Below are 17085 nucleotides of genomic sequence, written 5' to 3' on the forward strand. Positions count from 1 at the left end.
GACTCCGCCTACCTGGCCGGCCTCGGCGGCCTCGCCGACCGGCACCGGCTGATCCGCCTCGACCTCAGGGGCACCGGCCGCTCGGCCACCCCGGCCGACCCCGCCTCGTACCGCTGCGACCGCATGGTCGACGACGTCGAGGCGCTCCGCGTCCACCTGGGTCTCGAAAGGGTGAATCTGCTGGCCCACTGCGCGGGCGCGAACCTCGCGGCCCTGTACGCCGAACGGCACCCGGAGCGGCTCGCCCGGCTCGCGCTCATCACCCCCAGCACCAGGGCCGTCGGCCTGGAGATCACCGGCGAGCAACGGCTGTCCGTCGCACGGCTGCGGGACGCCGAACCCTGGTTCCCGGCGGCGTACGCGGCCCTGTCGTCGATCTGCGCGGGCCGGGGCGACGCGGACGCGTGGGAGGCCGTCACGCCGTTCTCGTACGGACGCTGGGACGCGCGGGCGCGTGCGCATCACACCGGGGAGTCACTGGATCCGGTGATCCTCGCGGCGTACGGCGGTGACGGGGCGTACGAACCCGCGCGCACGCGCAAGGCACTCGGCCGGGTCGGGGTGCCGGTGCTGGTGGTCGCGGGGGAGGTCGACGTGGCGGCTCCGCCGGAGGTGGTGCGCGAGTTCGCGGGGCTGCTGCCGGGGGCGGAGACGGTGGTGCTGGAGGGCGCCGGGCACTTCCCCTGGATGGATGAGCCGGAGGCGTTCGCGCAGGTCGTGGGCGGGTTCCTGCGGGAGTAGGGGGCGTTGTCAGTGGCGTCTGCGAAGGTGGGGGCAGTGGTGATCGACGAGGGAGGGGCGGGGCATGGCCGGCGGGAACTGGGTGGGCATGGGGTGGGACTGGACGGACCACGGGGACATCAGCGCCCGGCTCGACGCGGGCGCTGACCCCGAGGCGTGGAGCGGGGGACTGCCCCTGCACCGGGCGGCCGTCTCCGGCTCGCCCGAGGTCGTCGCCGAACTCGCGGGGCGCGTCGCCGATGTGGACGCCCTGTGGGAGGGCAGGACCGCGCTGTGGGAGGCGGTCGAGTCCCGGCACGACGAGCACGCCCGCGCGCTCGTCGCCGCCGGAGCCGACCCCTGGCTGCCCCAGCTCGGCGGCTGGTCCCCGGGCCGCCTCGCCCTCGCGGGACCGACGCCGGACCTCTTCGAACGGCCCGAGGGACAGCCCGGGTTGACGGACGCCGAGCGCTCGGCCGCCGAGGAGGCGGCCCGGCTCCTGGCAGCGCTGGGGGACTTCTACCACGACGGCATGGGCGTCACCTGCGTCACGGGCATCGACGCCGACGAGGCCGTACGGCGCCTGGAGGGCGGCGAGGTCGACCCCGAGGACCTCGAAGAGCTGCTGGAGGCGCCGTACGACGTCGACATGGACGAGAGCCTGCTGACCGTCGGCGTGACGACGGTGCCCGGCGGGTGTGTCGTCGCCCAGCCGTGGGGGTACGGGCCGCAGATGCCCGGCGTGATGAAGCGGCTGACCGCCGGGACGCGGGCGTACGGGGTGTACGCCAACCCCAAGAGCGGCAACCAGGGGTGCGTCGTCCGGGACGGCGTGGTGGAGGGATGGGACCTGCACCCCGGCGGAGGGACCGACGTCGGGCAGAGCGCCGACGAGGTGCTCATGGGCTACCTCTACGCGCTGGAGCCGATGGCGTACGCCTGCGCGTGGGCGGGCCTGCGGCCGGTCGACGCGAAGGCCTTCACGGGACAGCCGGACAGGTGGGTGCGGCTGCCGGAGCGGGACTACTGGACGGAGTGAACGAGCCGGGCCACTGTCCCGGCGGGCGCCGTCCGGACAACCGTGCGACCCGTGGGCGCCGTTGGCGCCGGGCACGCCAGGACGGAGGGTGGAAGCCGTCACTCCGGGACCGCGCTTCGGGGGCCGGTCCGCCGGGCAGGGTCACGGGGGCGGTCCGCCCGGCCGAAGGCGCCGGGGCCCGGACACCAGCACAGCCACGCGTCACCGGATCCGGCAGGGATCCGCAGGGAGGGGAGCCATGTCGTCGTCCTGGTCTGCTTCAGAGCACCGGCCGACCGAGGAGCGGGCACAGCCCGTCGTCGGGACACCGGCCTCCGCCGCCGTCTTCCTCGTACTCACCGTCGAACCCGGCGGCGAACCCGTGGCCAGGGACCTGCTCGCCGGGCTCGCCGGACTGGTCAGGTCGATCGGCTTCGGGCACCCCGAAGGGCAGCTGTCGTGCCTCGCGGGCATCGGCGCCGACGGCTGGGACCGGATCTGCGCGGGCGGCGAGCGCCCCGCCGCCCTGCACCCGTTCCGGCCCCTCGACGGCCCCCGGCACCGGGCCGTCGCCACCCCGGGCGACCTCCTGTTCCACGTCCGCGCCACCCGCCCTGACCTGTGCTTCGCGCTCGCCACGGAGATCGTGAAGCGGCTGCGCGGGGTCGCCGTCCTCCAGGACGAGGTGCACGCGTTCTCCTACTTCGACGCCCGCAACCTCCTCGGCTTCGTGGACGGCACGGAGAACCCGGTCGGCCGGACCGCCGCCGAGACCGCGCTCGTCGGCGCCGAGGACCCGGCGTTCGCGGGCGGGTCGTACGCCGTCGTCCAGAAGTACCTGCACGACGTCGAGGCGTGGGAGAAGCTCGCCACCGAGGAGCAGGAGGGCGTGATCGGGCGGACCAAGGCGACCAACATCGAGCTGGAGCGCCCCGGTTCCCACGTCGACGTCAACACGCTGACCGGGGGCGACGGCGAGGAGCGGCGGATCCTGCGCGCCGCGATGCCGTTCGGGCGGCCCGGACACGGCGAGTTCGGGACGTACTTCATCGCCTACGCGGCCGATCCCGAGATCCCGGAGACCATGCTGCGCCGGATGTTCCTCGGTACGCGGGACACCGGGCCCGATCCGATCCTGGACTTCTCCGAGGCGGTGACCGGCACGATGTTCTTCGTACCGCCGACGGACTTCCTCAAGAGGCTGGCGGCGTGCTGAGGGCGGCGGCCCGTGCGGGGCCGGTGAGGCGTGCGGTCCGGCGAGGGGGCACCTCTCTACTGTCCTGTAGAAGAGCTGTCCTGTAGAAGTATCCCGGGGTGATCACTCAACCCGCTCTCGTCCAGGGCGGGTTGACCGGGTGTGCCCTCTCGCACGCGTGACGAAGGAGCCAGGACAGCAGGATGCCGCACATGCACGACCCGGCGATCGAGGTGGCGCCGATGAACCCCGCCCGCCAGGAGCTGGCCGACCGCTGCCGCGCGGTCACCGAGTCCCGGTGGTTCGCCCTCACCGTCTTCGCGGTGATCCTCCTCAACGCGGCGCTGCTCGGCGTGGAGACCTACGCCGGTCTCGTCGCCCGCTGGCACACGGGGTTACGGTTCGCCGAACACCTCTGCCTCGCCGTCTTCGCCGTCGAACTCCTCGTCCGGCTCGGCGCGCACGCCGACCGGCCCCGGGACTTCTTCAAGGACCCCTGGAACCTCTTCGACCTCGCGGTCATCCTCACGACCTTCCTCCCGGTGGTCCGCGAGAACACCACGATCCTGCGCCTGCTGCGCCTCGCCCGGGTCCTGCGCAGCGCGCGGTTCCTGCCGCAGCTGCGGGTCATGCTGGTCGCGGTGATCCGCAGCCTGCCCGGCACGCTGAGCTTCCTGCTGGTCGGGGCGCTGCTGCTGTACGTGTACGCGATGGTCGGCTGGGTCTTCTTCAGCCGCGAGGACCCGCAGCACTACGGCTCCATCGGGCGGGCCGTCCTCACGCTCTTCCTGCTGATGACGCTGGACGGCATCGGGGACGCGGTCCACAGCGGCCTGGAGATCTCCCGCTGGAGCCTCGTCTACTACGCCTCGTACGTCCTGCTGGCGTCGTTCGTGCTGGTCAACGTGCTGATCGGGGTGGTGATCACGTCGTTGGACGAGGCGCGCGAGATGGAACGCGAGGCGGCGAGGGAGACGGAACGGGAGGCGGCACGGGAGCCCCTCGAACCGGTGTTCTCGGGCCCCGGCGCGGCGGAGAACGACCTCCTGCGGGCCCGCATCAGCGCGGCCCGCCAGGCCCTGGACGACCTCGAACGGGACCTCGCGGGTGCGGGCAGACCCGGCCCTTGACCTCGACTTAAGTCGAGGTTCTACCGTCTTGGGTGTCGCACCGACCACACCCAGGGGGGAACCCGGCATGACCACCCAGCACCTCACCGACACCGACCTCGCCGCGCAGCCCGTCGCCTACTGGACCGGCCTCGCCTACGAGGCGACCATCGCCCGCATCCGCGCGCACATGGCCGAACTCGGCACCTCCCAGCCGCAGTTCTGGATCCTGCGCAACCTCTCCCCGCACGACCTCTCGCCCGACGGCCACGGCAGGACGGTCCCGGAGCTGAAGGAGGCCATGACCACCTACCTCCGCCCCGAGGACGACCTGTCCGCCGAGGCGCAGACCCTGCTGGCCAAGGGCTGGATCACCCGCGACGGCGACGGCCGGCTGTGGATCACGGAGGCGGGCGAGGAGGCCCGTACGGAGGTCAAGCGGCACGCACCCGCCGTCCGCGCACGCCTGCACGAGGGCATCGACGACGCCGACTACGTCACGGCCGTCAAGGTGCTCCGGCGGATGATCCTCAACTCCGGTGACCCGGCAGGGGTGCTCACATCTCCTGCAACCGGGCCGTCGTCCGGGTCAGGGCGGCCGTGAAGGGGTGGGCCGGGCGGGTCAGGATCTCGTCCGCCGGGCCCTCCTCGACGAGTTCGCCCGCGTCCAGGACCGCGATGCGGTGGGCGAGGGCGGCCGTGTCGAGGTCGTGGGTGATCAGGACGAGCGTCAGGTCGGGGCGGGTGCGCAGGAGCGCGGTGAGGGTGTCGAGGATCGTGCGGCGGGTCACCGGGTCCAGGGCCGAGGTGATCTCGTCGCACAGCAGGACACGGGGGCGGGCGAGCAACGCGCGGGCCAGTGCGGCGCGTTGGAGTTCGCCGCCGGACAGGGCGGCGGGGAGGCGGGTCCACAGGGACTCGGTGAGACCGAGGGTCGCCAGGGCGTCGCGGGCCTCCTCCTGAGCGGCCGGTGCGGGCAGGCCGCGCAGGCGGATCGCCGTGCGGGAGACCTGGTCCAGGATCGTACGGTGCTCGTCGAACGCCGAGCGCGCGTCCTGGAACACGTACTGCACGGCCGCGAGTTGGGCGTGGGTCCGGTCGCGGAGGCTGCGGGGGAGAGGGGTGCCGTCGAGGGTGACCTCACCGTCGTACGTGCGGTGCAGGCCGGCCAGGGCGCGGGCCAGGGTCGTCTTGCCGCTGCCCGAACGGCCCACCACGGCAAGGCATTCGCCCTGATGCAGGGTGAGGCGGGGGATGTGGACGACCGGGGTGCGGCGGTGACGGGCCGTCATGTTCTCGATGTGCAGCACCTGTTCGCCGGGGGTCGTGTCCGGTGCCGTGAACGGGCGTGCCGCGTCGAAGAGTTCGCGGGTCCACGGGTGCTGCGGGGTGAGGCGGAGGCGGTCCACGGGGCCCGACTCGACGACGCGGCCCGCGCGCATGACGTGGACCTCGTCGGCGAGGGCCCGGACGACGTCCAGGTCGTGGCTGAGGAGGACCACCGCGATGCCGCGCGCGGCCAGCGCGGAGAGCTCCTCCACCACCCGGCTCTTCGTCAACGCGTCCTGCCCGGTGGTCGGTTCGTCCGCCACGACGACCTGGGCGCCGAGCAGGAGGGCCTGCGCGAGGGTGACGCGCTGCTGCTGGCCGCCGGAGAGCTGGTGGGGGAAGCGGCGCAGCAGGGGTTCGGGGACCTGGGCGTCGGCGAGGGCGCCCGCCAGCAGTCCCCGGCGCTCCGTGCGGGGCCGGGTGCGGGCGATGTCCGTCAGCAGCGCCGAGACCCGGCGGGCCGGGTTGAGGACAGCGGCCGGATGCTGAGGCACGTACCCGACCCGCTCGGCCGCCCGCACCTCGCCGGTCACGACGGCACCGGCCGGGAACTCCCCGAGCAGCGCGAGCCCCGTCGTGGTCTTACCGCTCCCCGACGCACCCACCAGCGCGGTGACGCGCCCGGCGGCCACACGGAGACTGACCCCGTCGACGATGGCCCGGCCGCCGATCTCGACGCGGAGATCACGGAGTTCGGCGACGACATGCCCGACGGCGCCGCGCTCACTCGGGGCGGGCTCGCTGGCACCGTCTCCGGCTGGGACGCGTGGGGGCTCGGCATCTCTCTCCGGCGTACGCTGGGCCCCGCCGCCCCCGGCCGCAACGCGCGCGAGCCCGCCACTTCCGTCGGGAACCTGCCCAGCCTTGCTACGCCCGCTGAGGGGACGTCCGGCTCCGCCGCCGTCGGCAGCGTGGATGATTCCGCCGTCTACGCCGGGAACGCGCCCGAGCCCAGCATCTCCGCCCGGCCCTCGCGAGGCTCCGCCGCCCGCGCCCGGAATCCGGGCCGCCCCACCGTCCCCGTCCGCAACAGCCCCGCCGCTCCCACCCGCACTACTCATGAGACCGTTGTCCCCTTCTTACGGCCCAACGCCGCGTCGAACAGCAGATTCGTCCCCGTCGTCAGCGCCACGATCAGCAGCGCCGGTACCACCACCGCCCACGGCTGCACGAACAGCCCCGTGCGGTTCCGGTCGACCATCACCGCCCAGTCCGCCGCGTCCGGCTCGACGCCGACGCCGAGGAACGCGGCGGTGGCCACCAGGTACAGCACCCCGGTGAGCCGGGTCCCCGCGTCGGCGGCCAGCGTCCGTACGCCTGAGCGCGCGACGGTTCCGACGGCGATCCGCCACCACCCCTCGCCCTGCATCCGCAGCGCCTCGACGGCCGGGCGCGACGCGGCCTCCCCGGCGGCGGCCCGGACGATGCGTGCGGCGTCCGGCACGTTCACCGCAGCCACCAGCAGCGCGAGCCCGACCGACCCCGGCGAGAACACGGCCGCGACGAGCAGGATCAGCAACAGCGAAGGCACCGCGAGGAGTACGTCCAGCGGACGCATCAACAGCTCCTCCAGCCACCGCCGATGCGTCAGCGCACAGCACAACCCGACGGGCAGCGCGACGAGATAGGCCAGCGCGGTCGCCGCGAGCGCCGTCACGACCACCGGCCGCCCGCCGTGCAGGATCTGCTGGACGACGTCCCGCCCCACGAAGTCGGTGCCCAGCCAGTGACCGTCCCCGAGTGTGAACGAGGTGCCCCGGGGCCCGGGTTCACCCGCGAACACCGGCCCGAGCAGCGCCAGCACCAGCGGCACCGCGACGATCACCACGCCCAGGACGAACCGCCGCCGCCCCTCAAAACTGAACCGCCGCCCCGCAAGGCCCAACTGCCGCTCCCCGAAGCCGAACCGCCCCTTCACGCGGCCACCTCCGCCCGAGGTGCGAACCGATGCGCCACCAGATCAGCCCCCAGATTCAGTACGACCGTCAGCACCCCGAACACCACCGCGAGCCCCTGCACGACCGGCACGTCCCGCTCGGACACGGCGTTCAGCAGCACCGTCCCCAGCCCCGGAATCACGAACAGCGCCTCCACGACGATCACCCCGCACAGCAACCAGTCGACGGTGCGCGCCAGTTGCTGCACGGCCGGCGCGAGCGCGTTGGGCAGCGCGTGCAGATACCGCACCCGCGCCTCCGGCACCCCGTACCGCCGGGCCTGCGCCACGTACGGCGAGGCCAGCGCCTCGACCATCCCGGCCCGCACGAGCCGCGACAGCGAACACACCGGCCGGGCCAGCAGAACGAGCACCGGCAGCACCAGCACGGCGGGATGCGCGAGGAGTTCGGTCCCGTACCCGACAGCGGTCGGCGGCAGCCAGTCGAGGCGCAGCGCGAACACCGTCACGAGCAGCACCCCGAGCGCGAACTCCGGTACGGCGTACACCCCGAGGCTCACCCCGCTGGCCAACCGGTCGATCCAGCCGCCTTCGTGACGGGCCATCAGCACGCCCAGCCCGAACCCCGCCGGGATCAGCAGCAGCAACGTCAGCGAGGCGAGCAGCAGCGTCGGGCCGAACCCCTCGGAGAGGTACAGGGAGACCGGCCGCCCGGAGACCAGGGACGTGCCCAGATCTCCGTGCAGCAGACCGCCCGCCCAGGTCAGCAGCCGTTCCGCGGCGGGCTGGTCGAGGTGCATCGCCTCCCGGATCGCGGCGATCCGCGCCGGATCGGGCTGATCGCCCGCGAGGGCGACCGCCGCGTCGCCCGGCAGCGCCTCGGCGAGCGCGAAGACCAGCAGCACCACGGCCACGGTCTGCACGACGCCGAGCAGCAGCCGCCGGACGACGAACGAGCCGAGAAAACTCACGCGAGCCACACCTTGTCGAACCGCGCCCAGCCCAGCGTGTTGGCGGGAGCCGCCTTCTCGATCCCCTTGACCTGGCGGCCCGTTCCGATGATCCAGTCCGCGAACCCCCACACCAGGAACCCGCCCTCGGTGTACAGCCGCCGCTGCATCCGCCCGTACACGGCGGCACGCGCGGTCGCGTCGGACGTCGACTGCGCCTGCTGGTACAGCGCGTCGAAGTCTTTGTGCCGCCAGTGCGTCGCGTTGGTCGTCGAGTCCGTCAGCAGCCGCTGCGAGATGTGCGCCTCGATCGGCATCGCGCCCGAGCGGTAGCAGGCGAGGACGCCGGAGTCGAGGATGTCGCTCCAGTACGAGTCCTTGCTGCCGACCCGCACCTCGACCGTGACCCCGGCCTTCTTGGCCTGGTCGCGGAAGATCCCGGCGGCCTCCGTGAACCCGGCGGCGACCTCCGAGGTGTCCAGCGTGACCTTGAGGTCCGAGGCGCCGGCCGCCTTCAGCAGCGCCCGCGCCTTCGCCAAGTCCTGGGCGCGCTGGGGGAGATCGGCCGCGTAGTACTCGTACCCCTTGCCGAACAGGTCGTTGCCGACGACGCCCGCGCCCGACAGCGCGCCGTCCACGAGTTCCTGCCGGTCGGCGATGAGGAAGAACGCCTGCCGGACGCGCGGGTCGTCGAACGGCGGCCGGTCGGTCTTCATCGCGAACGCCTGCATGGCGCTGCCGCGCAGCCGCACGATCTCGATCTGACCGCGTCCCTCGTGGGCGCGTGCGGTCGTCGGGTTCAGCTCGTGCGCGTACTCGATCTGGCCGCCCAACAGGGCGTTGACGCGCGCCGATTCCTCGTTCGCGACGACGAACTCCAGCTCGTCGAGGTGCGGGGCGCCCTCCCAGTAGGCGTCGTTGCGGCGGAAGACCGCCGAGCGGCCCGGCGCGAACGACACGAACCTGAACGGCCCCGACCCGACGGGCTTCTTGTCGAAGTCGGTCGCCTTGTCGGGCACGATGTACGCGCCGAACGCGGCCAGCACGTTGGGGAATTCGGCGGTCGGCCGCTTCAGCACGAACTCGATCGTCCGCGTCCCCGTCGCCCGGCTCGCGGCGAGGTCGATGGGCTCCAGGGACGCCTTGGCGCGGAACGCCTTCGCCGGGTCGGCGATCCGGCGGTAGCTGTAGAGCACGTCCTGCGCGGTGACGGGCCTCCCGTCGTGGAACGTGGCCTCGCGCAGGGTCACTTGCCACCGGTCGAGGGTCTTGTTCGGCTCCCACTTCGCCGCGAGCCGGGGTACGGCCGCGAGGTTCGGGCCGTAGTCGGCGAGCTTGTCGTACTGCGCCTTGGCGCGGGCGACGTCGCCGAAGAGGTTCGCGAGGTGCGGGTCGAGGTTCTCGCTCGCACCGCCGCCCGCGAAGGCGGCCCGCAGCCGGCCCCCGCGCACGGGAGTGTCAGAAGCGCTCCCCTTGGAGCCCCCTGAATCACCGCACCCGCTCACCGCCAGCGCGCCCAGCGAAGCCGCCCCCGCCGCCAGAAGACCCCGGCGACCCAAAGAAAAACGCATCAGACATCCTCAAGAAGAAGTAGTGGGACGAGCGATCACATGCAGCCGGTCGGCATCCGCCGCTGAACCCGGCAACAAGCCCTCCCGCCAAGGAGGTTCGGTACGCGGACCGGGTCCGTCGTGCAGCTCCAGCACCTCGAACCCGTGCGAGGCCAGCCGGTGCCGCAGCTCCAGCGGGAACAACAGCCGCCACGCCGACCGCTGTTCGACCGGACCGTCCTCGGTCTCCCAGACCCGGGTCCGGCGCAGCAGCTGAGCCGTGCGGTCCACGGTGAGCGTGGTCGTCGACCGGTACGAAACCCCCTGCCAGACGAAGGAGTTCACGCCCGGCGTGTCCAACAGGTCCGTCCGGCCCAGGAAATACGCCCCGTTGCGCATCTCCGCGACCAGCAGCCCACCCGGCGCGAGCGCCCGCCGCACCGACCGCAGACAGGCGTCGAGCTGCTCGTCGGTGTGGCAGTACAGCAGCGCGCTGTCCAGGCAGAGCACGGCGTCGAACTCGCCCTCGCCCAGGTCGAATCCGTGCAGATCGGCCGTGACGTAGGCGGGCCCGGGATGGACGGCCCGCGCATGCGCGAGCATCGCCTCGGACAGGTCGGCCCCGGTGACGGTACGGCCGGTGCCGTGCAGGTACGCGGCGTCGCGCCCGGTGCCGCAGCCCAGGTCGAGGACGCGCGCGCCCGCGTCGTACCGGCGCAGGCAGTCCTCGGCCCAGCGCCCGGCGAGCCGTTCGGCGTCGGGGAAGCGGGCCTCGTACAGGGCGGGGTTGTCCGTGAGGAAGTTGGACATGGTTCACACCCCCGTCGCGGCGACCGCGCGCGCCTCGGACGGCAGTGAGCCCAGCCGGTGCAGCCAGGCCACCCCGGCCGCCGACAGCAGCCCGAACGCCGCGCAGCACACCCACGGCAGCCAGGCCGCGTCCCCGCGCTCCCCGGTGTCCATCGCCCACCCGACGACCGCGTTGCCGACGGCCGCCGCGATACCGGAGACGACGTAGAAGATCCCGAAGTACGTGCCGGTCAGCTCGGGCCTGCCGAACCGGGGGATGAGCTCCATGACGAACGGCTGGGCGACCATCACGCCGAGGTACAGCAGCAGCGTCCCGGCGAGAACGGGCAGCACCCGCAGGGCAGTTGGTCCATCGGAGACCCCGGCGACGACGGCCGGGGGCAGGAAGCCGAGGGCCATCACGCCGAGCCCGACGGCGATCCACCGCGCCCTGTTCCCGCGCTCCTTGAGGGCGGCGGTGATCCGCAGTTGCAGCGCGAGGTTGGCGAGGGTGCCGACGAGGAAGACGATCCCGGCGGCCCCGTCCCAGCCGGTGGCCCGGCGAGCGCCGTCGGGCAGCAGCAGGTACAGCTGGTTCTCCAGGGTGAACATGCCGACCATCGCCAACGCGAAGGCCAGGAAGGCGCGTTGACCCAGCACCTCGCGCCAGTCCCCGAGGACGGTCCCCTTGCTCGGCGCGACCTCGCGGGCGGGCAGCACGAGCGCCTGGGCGACCGTCAGGGCCGCGAAGATCGCGGCGGCCGTCAGCGCCGACGTACGGAAGTCCACCAGCAGCAGCGCGCTCCCCAGCAGCGGCCCGACCAGCGCCCCGGCCGTCGCGAACACGTTGAACAGCGCGAACGCCTCCGCCTTGCGCTCCCCCGACTCCTGCGAGACGTACGCCCGCACGGCCGGGTTGAACAGCGCCCCCGCGAACCCGCTCAGCACCGACGCGGCCAGCAGCACCGGCAGGCTGTCACCGAGCGCGAACAGCGCGAACCCGACGGTCCGCAGCGCGCACCCGGCGATGATGACCCCGCGCGCCCCGAGCCGGTCGGACGCGGACCCGCCGATGATGAACAGCCCCTGCTGGCTGAGGTTGCGCACCCCGAGGACGACCCCGACGACGGCGGCCGACAGCCCCAGGTTCTCCCCGAGGTGCGTGGCGAGATAGGGGATCAGCAGATAGAAACCGGTGTTGACGCCGAACTGGTTGACCAGCAACAGCTGTACGGCGAGCGGGAACTGCCGCATCTCACGCCACGTGCGCACGCGACACACCCCCGAACCGCACCCCGAGCCCGGGCAGCCCGCTCGTGCGCACGTACCCGTCGTCGCCCCCGATCCCCGACCAGGGATCGCGCGCCAGCAGCAGATGCCCGTCCAGGTCCACCCAGCGCGCCCGGTCGGCGAGATGCACGGCGGGCGCGATCCCGAGACTGCTCGCGGTCAGGCACCCCAGCATCAGCGCGGTGCCGCTGCCCTCGATCAACTCCGCGATGCGCAGGGCGTTGTGGACGCCGCCACACTTGGCGAGCTTGACGTTGACGCCCTGGACGCGCCCGGCGAGCCGCCGGACGTCCTCGATGCGTACGGCGTCCTCGTCGGCGATCACCGGCAGCGGCGACGAAAGAGCGAGCGCCGCAAGCTCTTCGGGATCGCCCGGCGCCACCGGCTGTTCCACGGCCTCGACGCCGAGTTCGGCCAACCGGGGCAGCACCCGGCGCGTATCCGCCACGCTCCAGGCCCCGTTGGGATCGAGGAGCAGCCGTGCCTCGGGTGCCGCGTCGCGGATCACCCGGACGCGTTCCACGGCCTCATCGGCCGCCCCGGCCTTGATCTTGATGACGCGGAAACCGCAGGCCGCGAGCTTGCGGGCCTCGGCGGCGGCCTTCGCGAGCGAGGTGATGCCGATGGTCCGCGCGGTCGCGGCGACCGGCACGGCGGGGGAGCCCAGCAGGGCGTGCACCGGCTTCCCGGCCCGCTTGCCGACGAGGTCCAGCAGCGCCGACTCGACGGCCGCCGTGACCGCAGCCGGCGTGTCGGAGCCGGTCAACTCGCCGTCGTACAGGGCCGTTTCGGGGTCCGGGTAGCGGGTCAGGTCCACGGCCGACAGGTGCCGGGTCAGGGTCTCGGCGTCCAGGTCGTAGTACACGCTGCTGACGGCCTCGCCGTGGCCGCGGGTGCCGTCGGGGTCCTCGATCGTGAGCCAGACGGCGTCGCGGGCGGACATGGTGGAACGGGAGATGCGCAGCGGCTCGGCGAGGTCGAGGCGTACGGTGCGCAGGGTGGCCTTCACGGGGTCCTTTCCTGGGAGTTCAGCGGATCGGTGACGCGGGTGCAGCGGGCCCAGCCGGTGGCCTCGGCGGCGGTGGGGTGCGGGATCTCGACCGGGCGGGTGGCCGCCGTGGCGGGGGCCAGGCCGTGGGCGGCGGCGAAGTCGTCGTCGAAGACGGAGTCCAGGTAGCGGTGCGGGCCGTCGGGGAAGACGGTCGCGACGACCGCGCCCGGGTGGACGCGGGCCGCCCAGGCGGCGACGCGCGCGACCGCGCCCGTGCTCCAGCCGCCGCTCACGAAGCTCTCCCGGGCCAGCCTGCGGCAGGCGTCCACGGCCTCGGCGGGGCCGACCCAGTGGACCTCGTCGAACGCGTCGTAGGCGACGTTGCGCGGGTGGATGCTGCTGCCGAGGCCGCGCATCAGCCGGGGCCTGGCGGGCTGCCCGAAGATCGTGGAACCCGTCGAGTCCACGCCGATCAGGCGCAGCCGGGGCCAGTGGCGGCGCAGCGGCCCGATGACCCCGGCGCTGTGCCCGCCCGTGCCGACGCTGCACACCAGGATGTCCAGGTGGTCGAGCTGCACGGCGAGTTCGGCGGCCAGGGAGGCGTAACCGGCCGTGTTGTCGGGGTTGTTGTACTGGTCGGGCCAGTACGCGCCCGGCAGGGCCGCCAACAGCTCGCGCAGCCGGGCCAGTCGGGCCGCCTGCCAGCCGCCGACCGGCGCCGGACGGTCCACGAGGTCGAGGCGGACGCCGTACGCGCGCAGCAACTGCCGCATGGACGGCTCCAGTTCGCGGTCCCCGACGAGGACCACCGGATGCCCGAGCGCCTGCCCGGCGAACGCGAGCCCGATGCCGAGCGTGCCCGAGGTGGACTCGACCACTGGTGCGCCGGGCCGGAGTTCACCCCGCTCCCGGGCACCGAGCAGCATCGACACGGCCGCCCGCGCCTTCATCCCGCCGGCGCCGAGCCCCTCCAGCTTGGCCCAGAACCCGGGCTGCGGTCCGGGCAGCCCCGCGGTGATCCGCGCGATGGGGGTGCGGCCGAGGAGTCCGAGCAACTCCGGGCGGGCTACGGCGCGTTCGGCCGCGGTCGTGGTCATCGCACGCCTCCGGCACGGTAGCGGTGGACGGTCCCGGGACCGCCGTCCAGCCAGAAGAACGGGTACGGCTCCGCGCACACCGCGCTCACCCCGTGCCCGAGGAAGTGCGGCAGGACCGCGCTGCCGGTCTGGGCGAACAGCACGAGCGGACGCCCGCCGGCCCGCTCCCGCAGCGCGTCGAACGTGCCGTTGCCCAGCGTCATCCCGGACACCAGCAGCGCGTCGCACCCGTCCAGGGCCGCGAGCGCGTCGACGGCGACCGGCTCGCCCCACTCCGTCGTACCGCCCTTCAGATCGCACGCCACATACCGCAGCCCGCGCGAACGCAGCGCCTCCAGCAGGGAGTTGACGACCCCGACGACCAGGACCGTCGACCCCTCGGGCACGTCGAGCAGCTCGACGACGGCCCGTGCGCGCACCCGGGACTTCTCCAGGGACGTCCCGGCGGGCAGCGCGACCGGCTCGCCGCCGTGCGGGACGGCGTGCATGAGGTAGGCGTCCAGCGCGGCGACCCGCACCGGGAGCAGGGGGTGCTGGAGGAGCTCGGCGACGTCGGCGCCGACACAGTCGTCCAGCGCCTCCTCGGGGAGCGCGCCCGGTTCGACCGCGCAGGACCCGACGGCCTCGCCGATGCGCAGGCTCAGCACCTCGTTGCGGTAGCCGGTGCCGCGCCCGTCGTGCCGTACGGCCTGCTGGGTGCGGAAGGCGACGGCGACGCGTACGCCCGCCGGGTCGGGGCCGAGGCGGCCGTCGAGGGCCTGGTGCAGGAGGGCGTCGAAGGAGGTCTTGGTCAGGGCGGTCACCGGATCACCAGCCCGGCGCGGAGAGTCGAGAGCGCCGACTCGACGCGGTCGCGGGCGCCGGGGCCGTGCGGGTCGCCCGCCATGACGTGGCCGAGGTACTCGTTGTTGCTGCCGGCCGCCTTCACCTGCCGTCCCGGCTCGGCGAGCTGGACCTCCAGGAGGTCGCCGGGAAGGCCGCCGCCGTCCAGGGCTTCGAGGGTGCCCGAGGTCTCGGGGACGACGAAGCCGATCGCGGCGCTGGCCAGGCCGGTGTCCTTGCGGGCCAGGTCGGGGGCGAGGCCGAGGGCGACGTCCACGAACGCGGCGGCCAGGTCGACTCCGGTGACGTGGCGGACCAGTTCGGTGATGCGGTTGCCCGCCGGACGCGGGTTGACCTCGACGATGCGGGGGCCGGACGAGGTGAGCTTGACCTCGGTGTGCGCGACGACGCCGTCCACCAGGCCCAGCGCCTTCAGGGCGGCCAGCGCGGTGTGCTCGGCGGCCTCCGTGTCCGCCGGGGAGAGGGCGGCCGGGAACATGTGGCCCGTCTCGATGAACGCCGGCTGTCCGCCGATGCTCTTGTCGGTCACGCCGATCACATGGACCGTCCCCGCGTGCGACACCGTCTCCACGCTCACCTCGGGGCCGTCCAGCAGCTCTTCGAGGAGGACGGCCGGATCGCGCCGCTGGCCACGGGCGTTGACCGGGAACTCCGACAACGCGCGGAAGGCGTCCGCGAGTTGGGCCTCGTCGTCGACGCGCCGGACGAACATCCCGGCGCACAGGTCGACCGGCTTCACGACCAGCGGGTAGCCGATCTCCCGCGCCGCGCCCGCGAGTTCGGCCCACTCGGTGCGGACGGCGAACCGCGGGCCGGGAACGCCGGCGTCGGTGAGGACGCGGCGCGTGGCGTCCTTGCGGCACGCGTTCTCCACGGCCTGCGCGCCCGGGCCCGGGAGGTTCAGGCGGGCGGCGATGCGGGCGACCGTCGGGAGGTAGTAGTCGCAGGACGTGACGACGCCGTCGAAGCCGAACACGCCGTGCAGGTCGGCCACCCGGGGCAGCAGGGTGTCCGTGTCGTTCGTGTCGGCGGTGACGACGTTGCTCGCTCCGAGCAGCGGGTGCGCCGTGCCCTCGGGCGCAGAGCGCAGGTAGTGGTGCAGATCGCGGGTGAGGAAGGTGAACGTGTGCCCGCTCTCGCGGATCGCTCTCGGCAGCAGTCTGCTCATCGAACCGACCCAGCTCTCGACCACCAGCAGATGAGCCACGACTCCCCTTTCAGGGACAGGAGTTGAGTTCTCGGCGCAGGCCGGAGCGCGCCTTCGGGGAAGGCGGTCCGGTTGTGACGTGGACACGTTATCGATAATCATTTTCATTGTCATCCGGTTCTTCAATGGTTCTCCGATGGCTCCCCGATGGCCATCCGAAGGGATTCCCTTGACCTTCCTGCCGCGCTGCGCCGCCCTGCTCGCCGCCACCGCGCTCCTGCACCTGCCGCTCCCGCCCGCGTCCGCCGCCGAGCCCCTGCGCTTCGGCCCCTGCCCCGACTCCGTCTCCGCGCCGCCCGCACCCGACCGCGTCGAGTGCGGACACCTGACCGTGCCCCTCGACCACCGCCGCCCCGACGGTCCCCGGATCGACATCGCCGTCTCCCGCGTCCCCGCCTCGGGCCCACCCGCCGAACGCCGGGGAATCCTGCTCGTCAACCCCGGCGGACCCGGCGGCTCCGGACTCCCGTACGCCGTCACCAAACGGGCCAAGCTCCCCGAGAGCGTCCGCCGCGCCTACGACGTCATCGGCTTCGACCCGCGCGGCGTGGGCGACAGCGCGGCCGCCGACTGCGGCGCCATGGGCGGCCTGTTCACGACCCCGGCCCCCGACCTCGAAGGCCGCGCCTACCTGGCGTCCCTGAAAGCCCTCGCCGACGACTGCGCCCGCAACGCCCTGCCGTACCTCTCCACCGAGGAGACCGCGTACGACATGGACGCGATCCGCTCCGCGCTCGGCGAGCCGGTGACGAACTTCCTCGGCGTCTCCTACGGGAGCTACCTGGGCGCCGCCTACACCGCGCTGTTCCCCGCGCGGACCGGACGGATGGTGCTGGACAGCGTGGTCGGCCCGGGGGACTGGCACGACTTCGACGTCCTCCAGGCCCGGGCGCTGCTGCGGCAGCGCGAGACGTTCTTCGGCTGGGCCGCGGCACACGACGAGCGGTTCGGACTGGGCGACACGGCGGACGTGGTCCGCCGGGCGTACCTGCGGGCGCGGGAAGGGTTCCAGGAGTACGGCCCCGCCTCCTTCGACCGCGTCGTCTACCGCGCCCTCGGCCGCACCGAGCGCTGGGCCCCCCTCGCCGACGGCCTGCGCG

General features: G+C 73.3%; 16 protein-coding genes. 6 read left to right on the forward strand and 10 right to left on the reverse strand.

The genetic code is table 11. From position 1 onward, the window contains the following. The 5 genes from AOK24_RS26185 to AOK24_RS26205 form a co-directional block, all read left to right on the forward strand. The coding region (locus AOK24_RS26185) for an alpha/beta fold hydrolase (protein ID WP_055722523.1) at positions 1 to 741 on the forward strand (741 nt) is incomplete at its 5' end. Positions 742 to 805: 64 nt separating this feature from the next. After that, positions 806 to 1759, forward strand: coding sequence for an ankyrin repeat domain-containing protein (locus AOK24_RS26190; RefSeq protein WP_055722524.1), 954 nt, complete (start codon positions 806 to 808; stop codon positions 1757 to 1759). Between the two features lie 238 nt (positions 1760 to 1997). Then, a complete protein-coding gene (locus tag AOK24_RS26195) occupies positions 1998 to 2954 on the forward strand; it encodes a Dyp-type peroxidase (RefSeq protein ID WP_055722525.1) in 957 nt (318 codons plus the stop codon). A 182-nt stretch (positions 2955 to 3136) separates the two neighbouring features. Next, entirely contained in the window at positions 3137 to 4063 is a 927-nt protein-coding gene (locus AOK24_RS26200; protein WP_055722526.1) for an ion transporter, read from the forward strand. A gap of 67 nt (positions 4064 to 4130) precedes the next feature. Then, the gene (locus tag AOK24_RS26205; RefSeq protein ID WP_055722527.1) at positions 4131 to 4646 is read left to right on the forward strand and encodes a MarR family winged helix-turn-helix transcriptional regulator; all 516 of its coding nucleotides are present in this window, start codon (positions 4131 to 4133) and stop codon (positions 4644 to 4646) included. Here AOK24_RS26205 and AOK24_RS26210 read toward each other — a convergent pair. The 10 genes from AOK24_RS26210 to AOK24_RS26255 form a co-directional block, all read right to left on the reverse strand. After that, positions 4600 to 6003 (reverse strand): ABC transporter ATP-binding protein, encoded by a 1404-nt coding sequence (locus AOK24_RS26210; RefSeq protein WP_420876693.1) that lies wholly within the window; start codon positions 6001 to 6003, stop codon positions 4600 to 4602. The genes AOK24_RS26205 and AOK24_RS26210 overlap by 47 nt on opposite strands. A 425-nt stretch (positions 6004 to 6428) precedes the next feature. After that, complete coding sequence (locus tag AOK24_RS26215; RefSeq protein WP_055722536.1) at positions 6429 to 7256, reverse strand: ABC transporter permease; 828 nt, start codon at positions 7254 to 7256, stop codon at positions 6429 to 6431. Positions 7257 to 7285: 29 nt separating this feature from the next. Further along, positions 7286 to 8239: an ABC transporter permease gene (locus AOK24_RS26220; protein ID WP_055722528.1), complete on the reverse strand. Its 954-nt coding sequence runs from the start codon at positions 8237 to 8239 to the stop codon at positions 7286 to 7288. Continuing rightward, positions 8236 to 9789, reverse strand: a complete 1554-nt coding sequence (locus tag AOK24_RS26225) for an ABC transporter substrate-binding protein (protein WP_055722529.1) — start codon at positions 9787 to 9789, stop codon at positions 8236 to 8238. The genes AOK24_RS26220 and AOK24_RS26225 overlap by 4 nt, the downstream gene beginning before the upstream one ends. A gap of 9 nt (positions 9790 to 9798) precedes the next feature. Further along, positions 9799 to 10578, reverse strand: coding sequence for a class I SAM-dependent methyltransferase (locus AOK24_RS26230; protein WP_055722530.1), 780 nt, complete (start codon positions 10576 to 10578; stop codon positions 9799 to 9801). A gap of 3 nt (positions 10579 to 10581) precedes the next feature. Beyond that, on the reverse strand, positions 10582 to 11829 hold the full coding sequence (locus AOK24_RS26235) for an MFS transporter (RefSeq protein ID WP_055722531.1): 1248 nt from the start codon (positions 11827 to 11829) through the stop codon (positions 10582 to 10584). Then, a complete protein-coding gene (locus tag AOK24_RS26240) occupies positions 11813 to 12856 on the reverse strand; it encodes a dipeptide epimerase (protein WP_055722532.1) in 1044 nt (347 codons plus the stop codon). The genes AOK24_RS26235 and AOK24_RS26240 overlap by 17 nt, the downstream gene beginning before the upstream one ends. After that, the gene (locus AOK24_RS26245; RefSeq protein WP_055722533.1) at positions 12853 to 13935 is read right to left on the reverse strand and encodes a PLP-dependent cysteine synthase family protein; all 1083 of its coding nucleotides are present in this window, start codon (positions 13933 to 13935) and stop codon (positions 12853 to 12855) included. Before AOK24_RS26245 ends, AOK24_RS26240 begins: the two co-directional genes overlap by 4 nt. After that, positions 13932 to 14738 carry a Rossmann-like domain-containing protein gene (locus AOK24_RS26250; protein WP_055722534.1) on the reverse strand — a complete coding sequence of 269 codons (807 nt, stop codon included), beginning with the start codon at positions 14736 to 14738 and terminating at the stop codon, positions 13932 to 13934. The genes AOK24_RS26245 and AOK24_RS26250 overlap by 4 nt, the downstream gene beginning before the upstream one ends. Further along, positions 14735 to 15985 carry an ATP-grasp domain-containing protein gene (locus AOK24_RS26255; protein WP_206191268.1) on the reverse strand — a complete coding sequence of 417 codons (1251 nt, stop codon included), beginning with the start codon at positions 15983 to 15985 and terminating at the stop codon, positions 14735 to 14737. The genes AOK24_RS26250 and AOK24_RS26255 overlap by 4 nt, the downstream gene beginning before the upstream one ends. Positions 15986 to 16154: 169 nt before the next feature. Between AOK24_RS26255 and AOK24_RS26260 the strand changes: the two genes are divergently transcribed. Continuing rightward, a partial coding sequence (locus tag AOK24_RS26260) for an alpha/beta fold hydrolase (RefSeq protein ID WP_159051986.1) occupies positions 16155 to 17085 on the forward strand: 931 nt, incomplete at its 3' end.

It is taken from the genome of Streptomyces niveiscabiei (genome assembly GCF_001419795.1).
GTDB classification, from domain to species: domain Bacteria; phylum Actinomycetota; class Actinomycetes; order Streptomycetales; family Streptomycetaceae; genus Streptomyces; species Streptomyces niveiscabiei.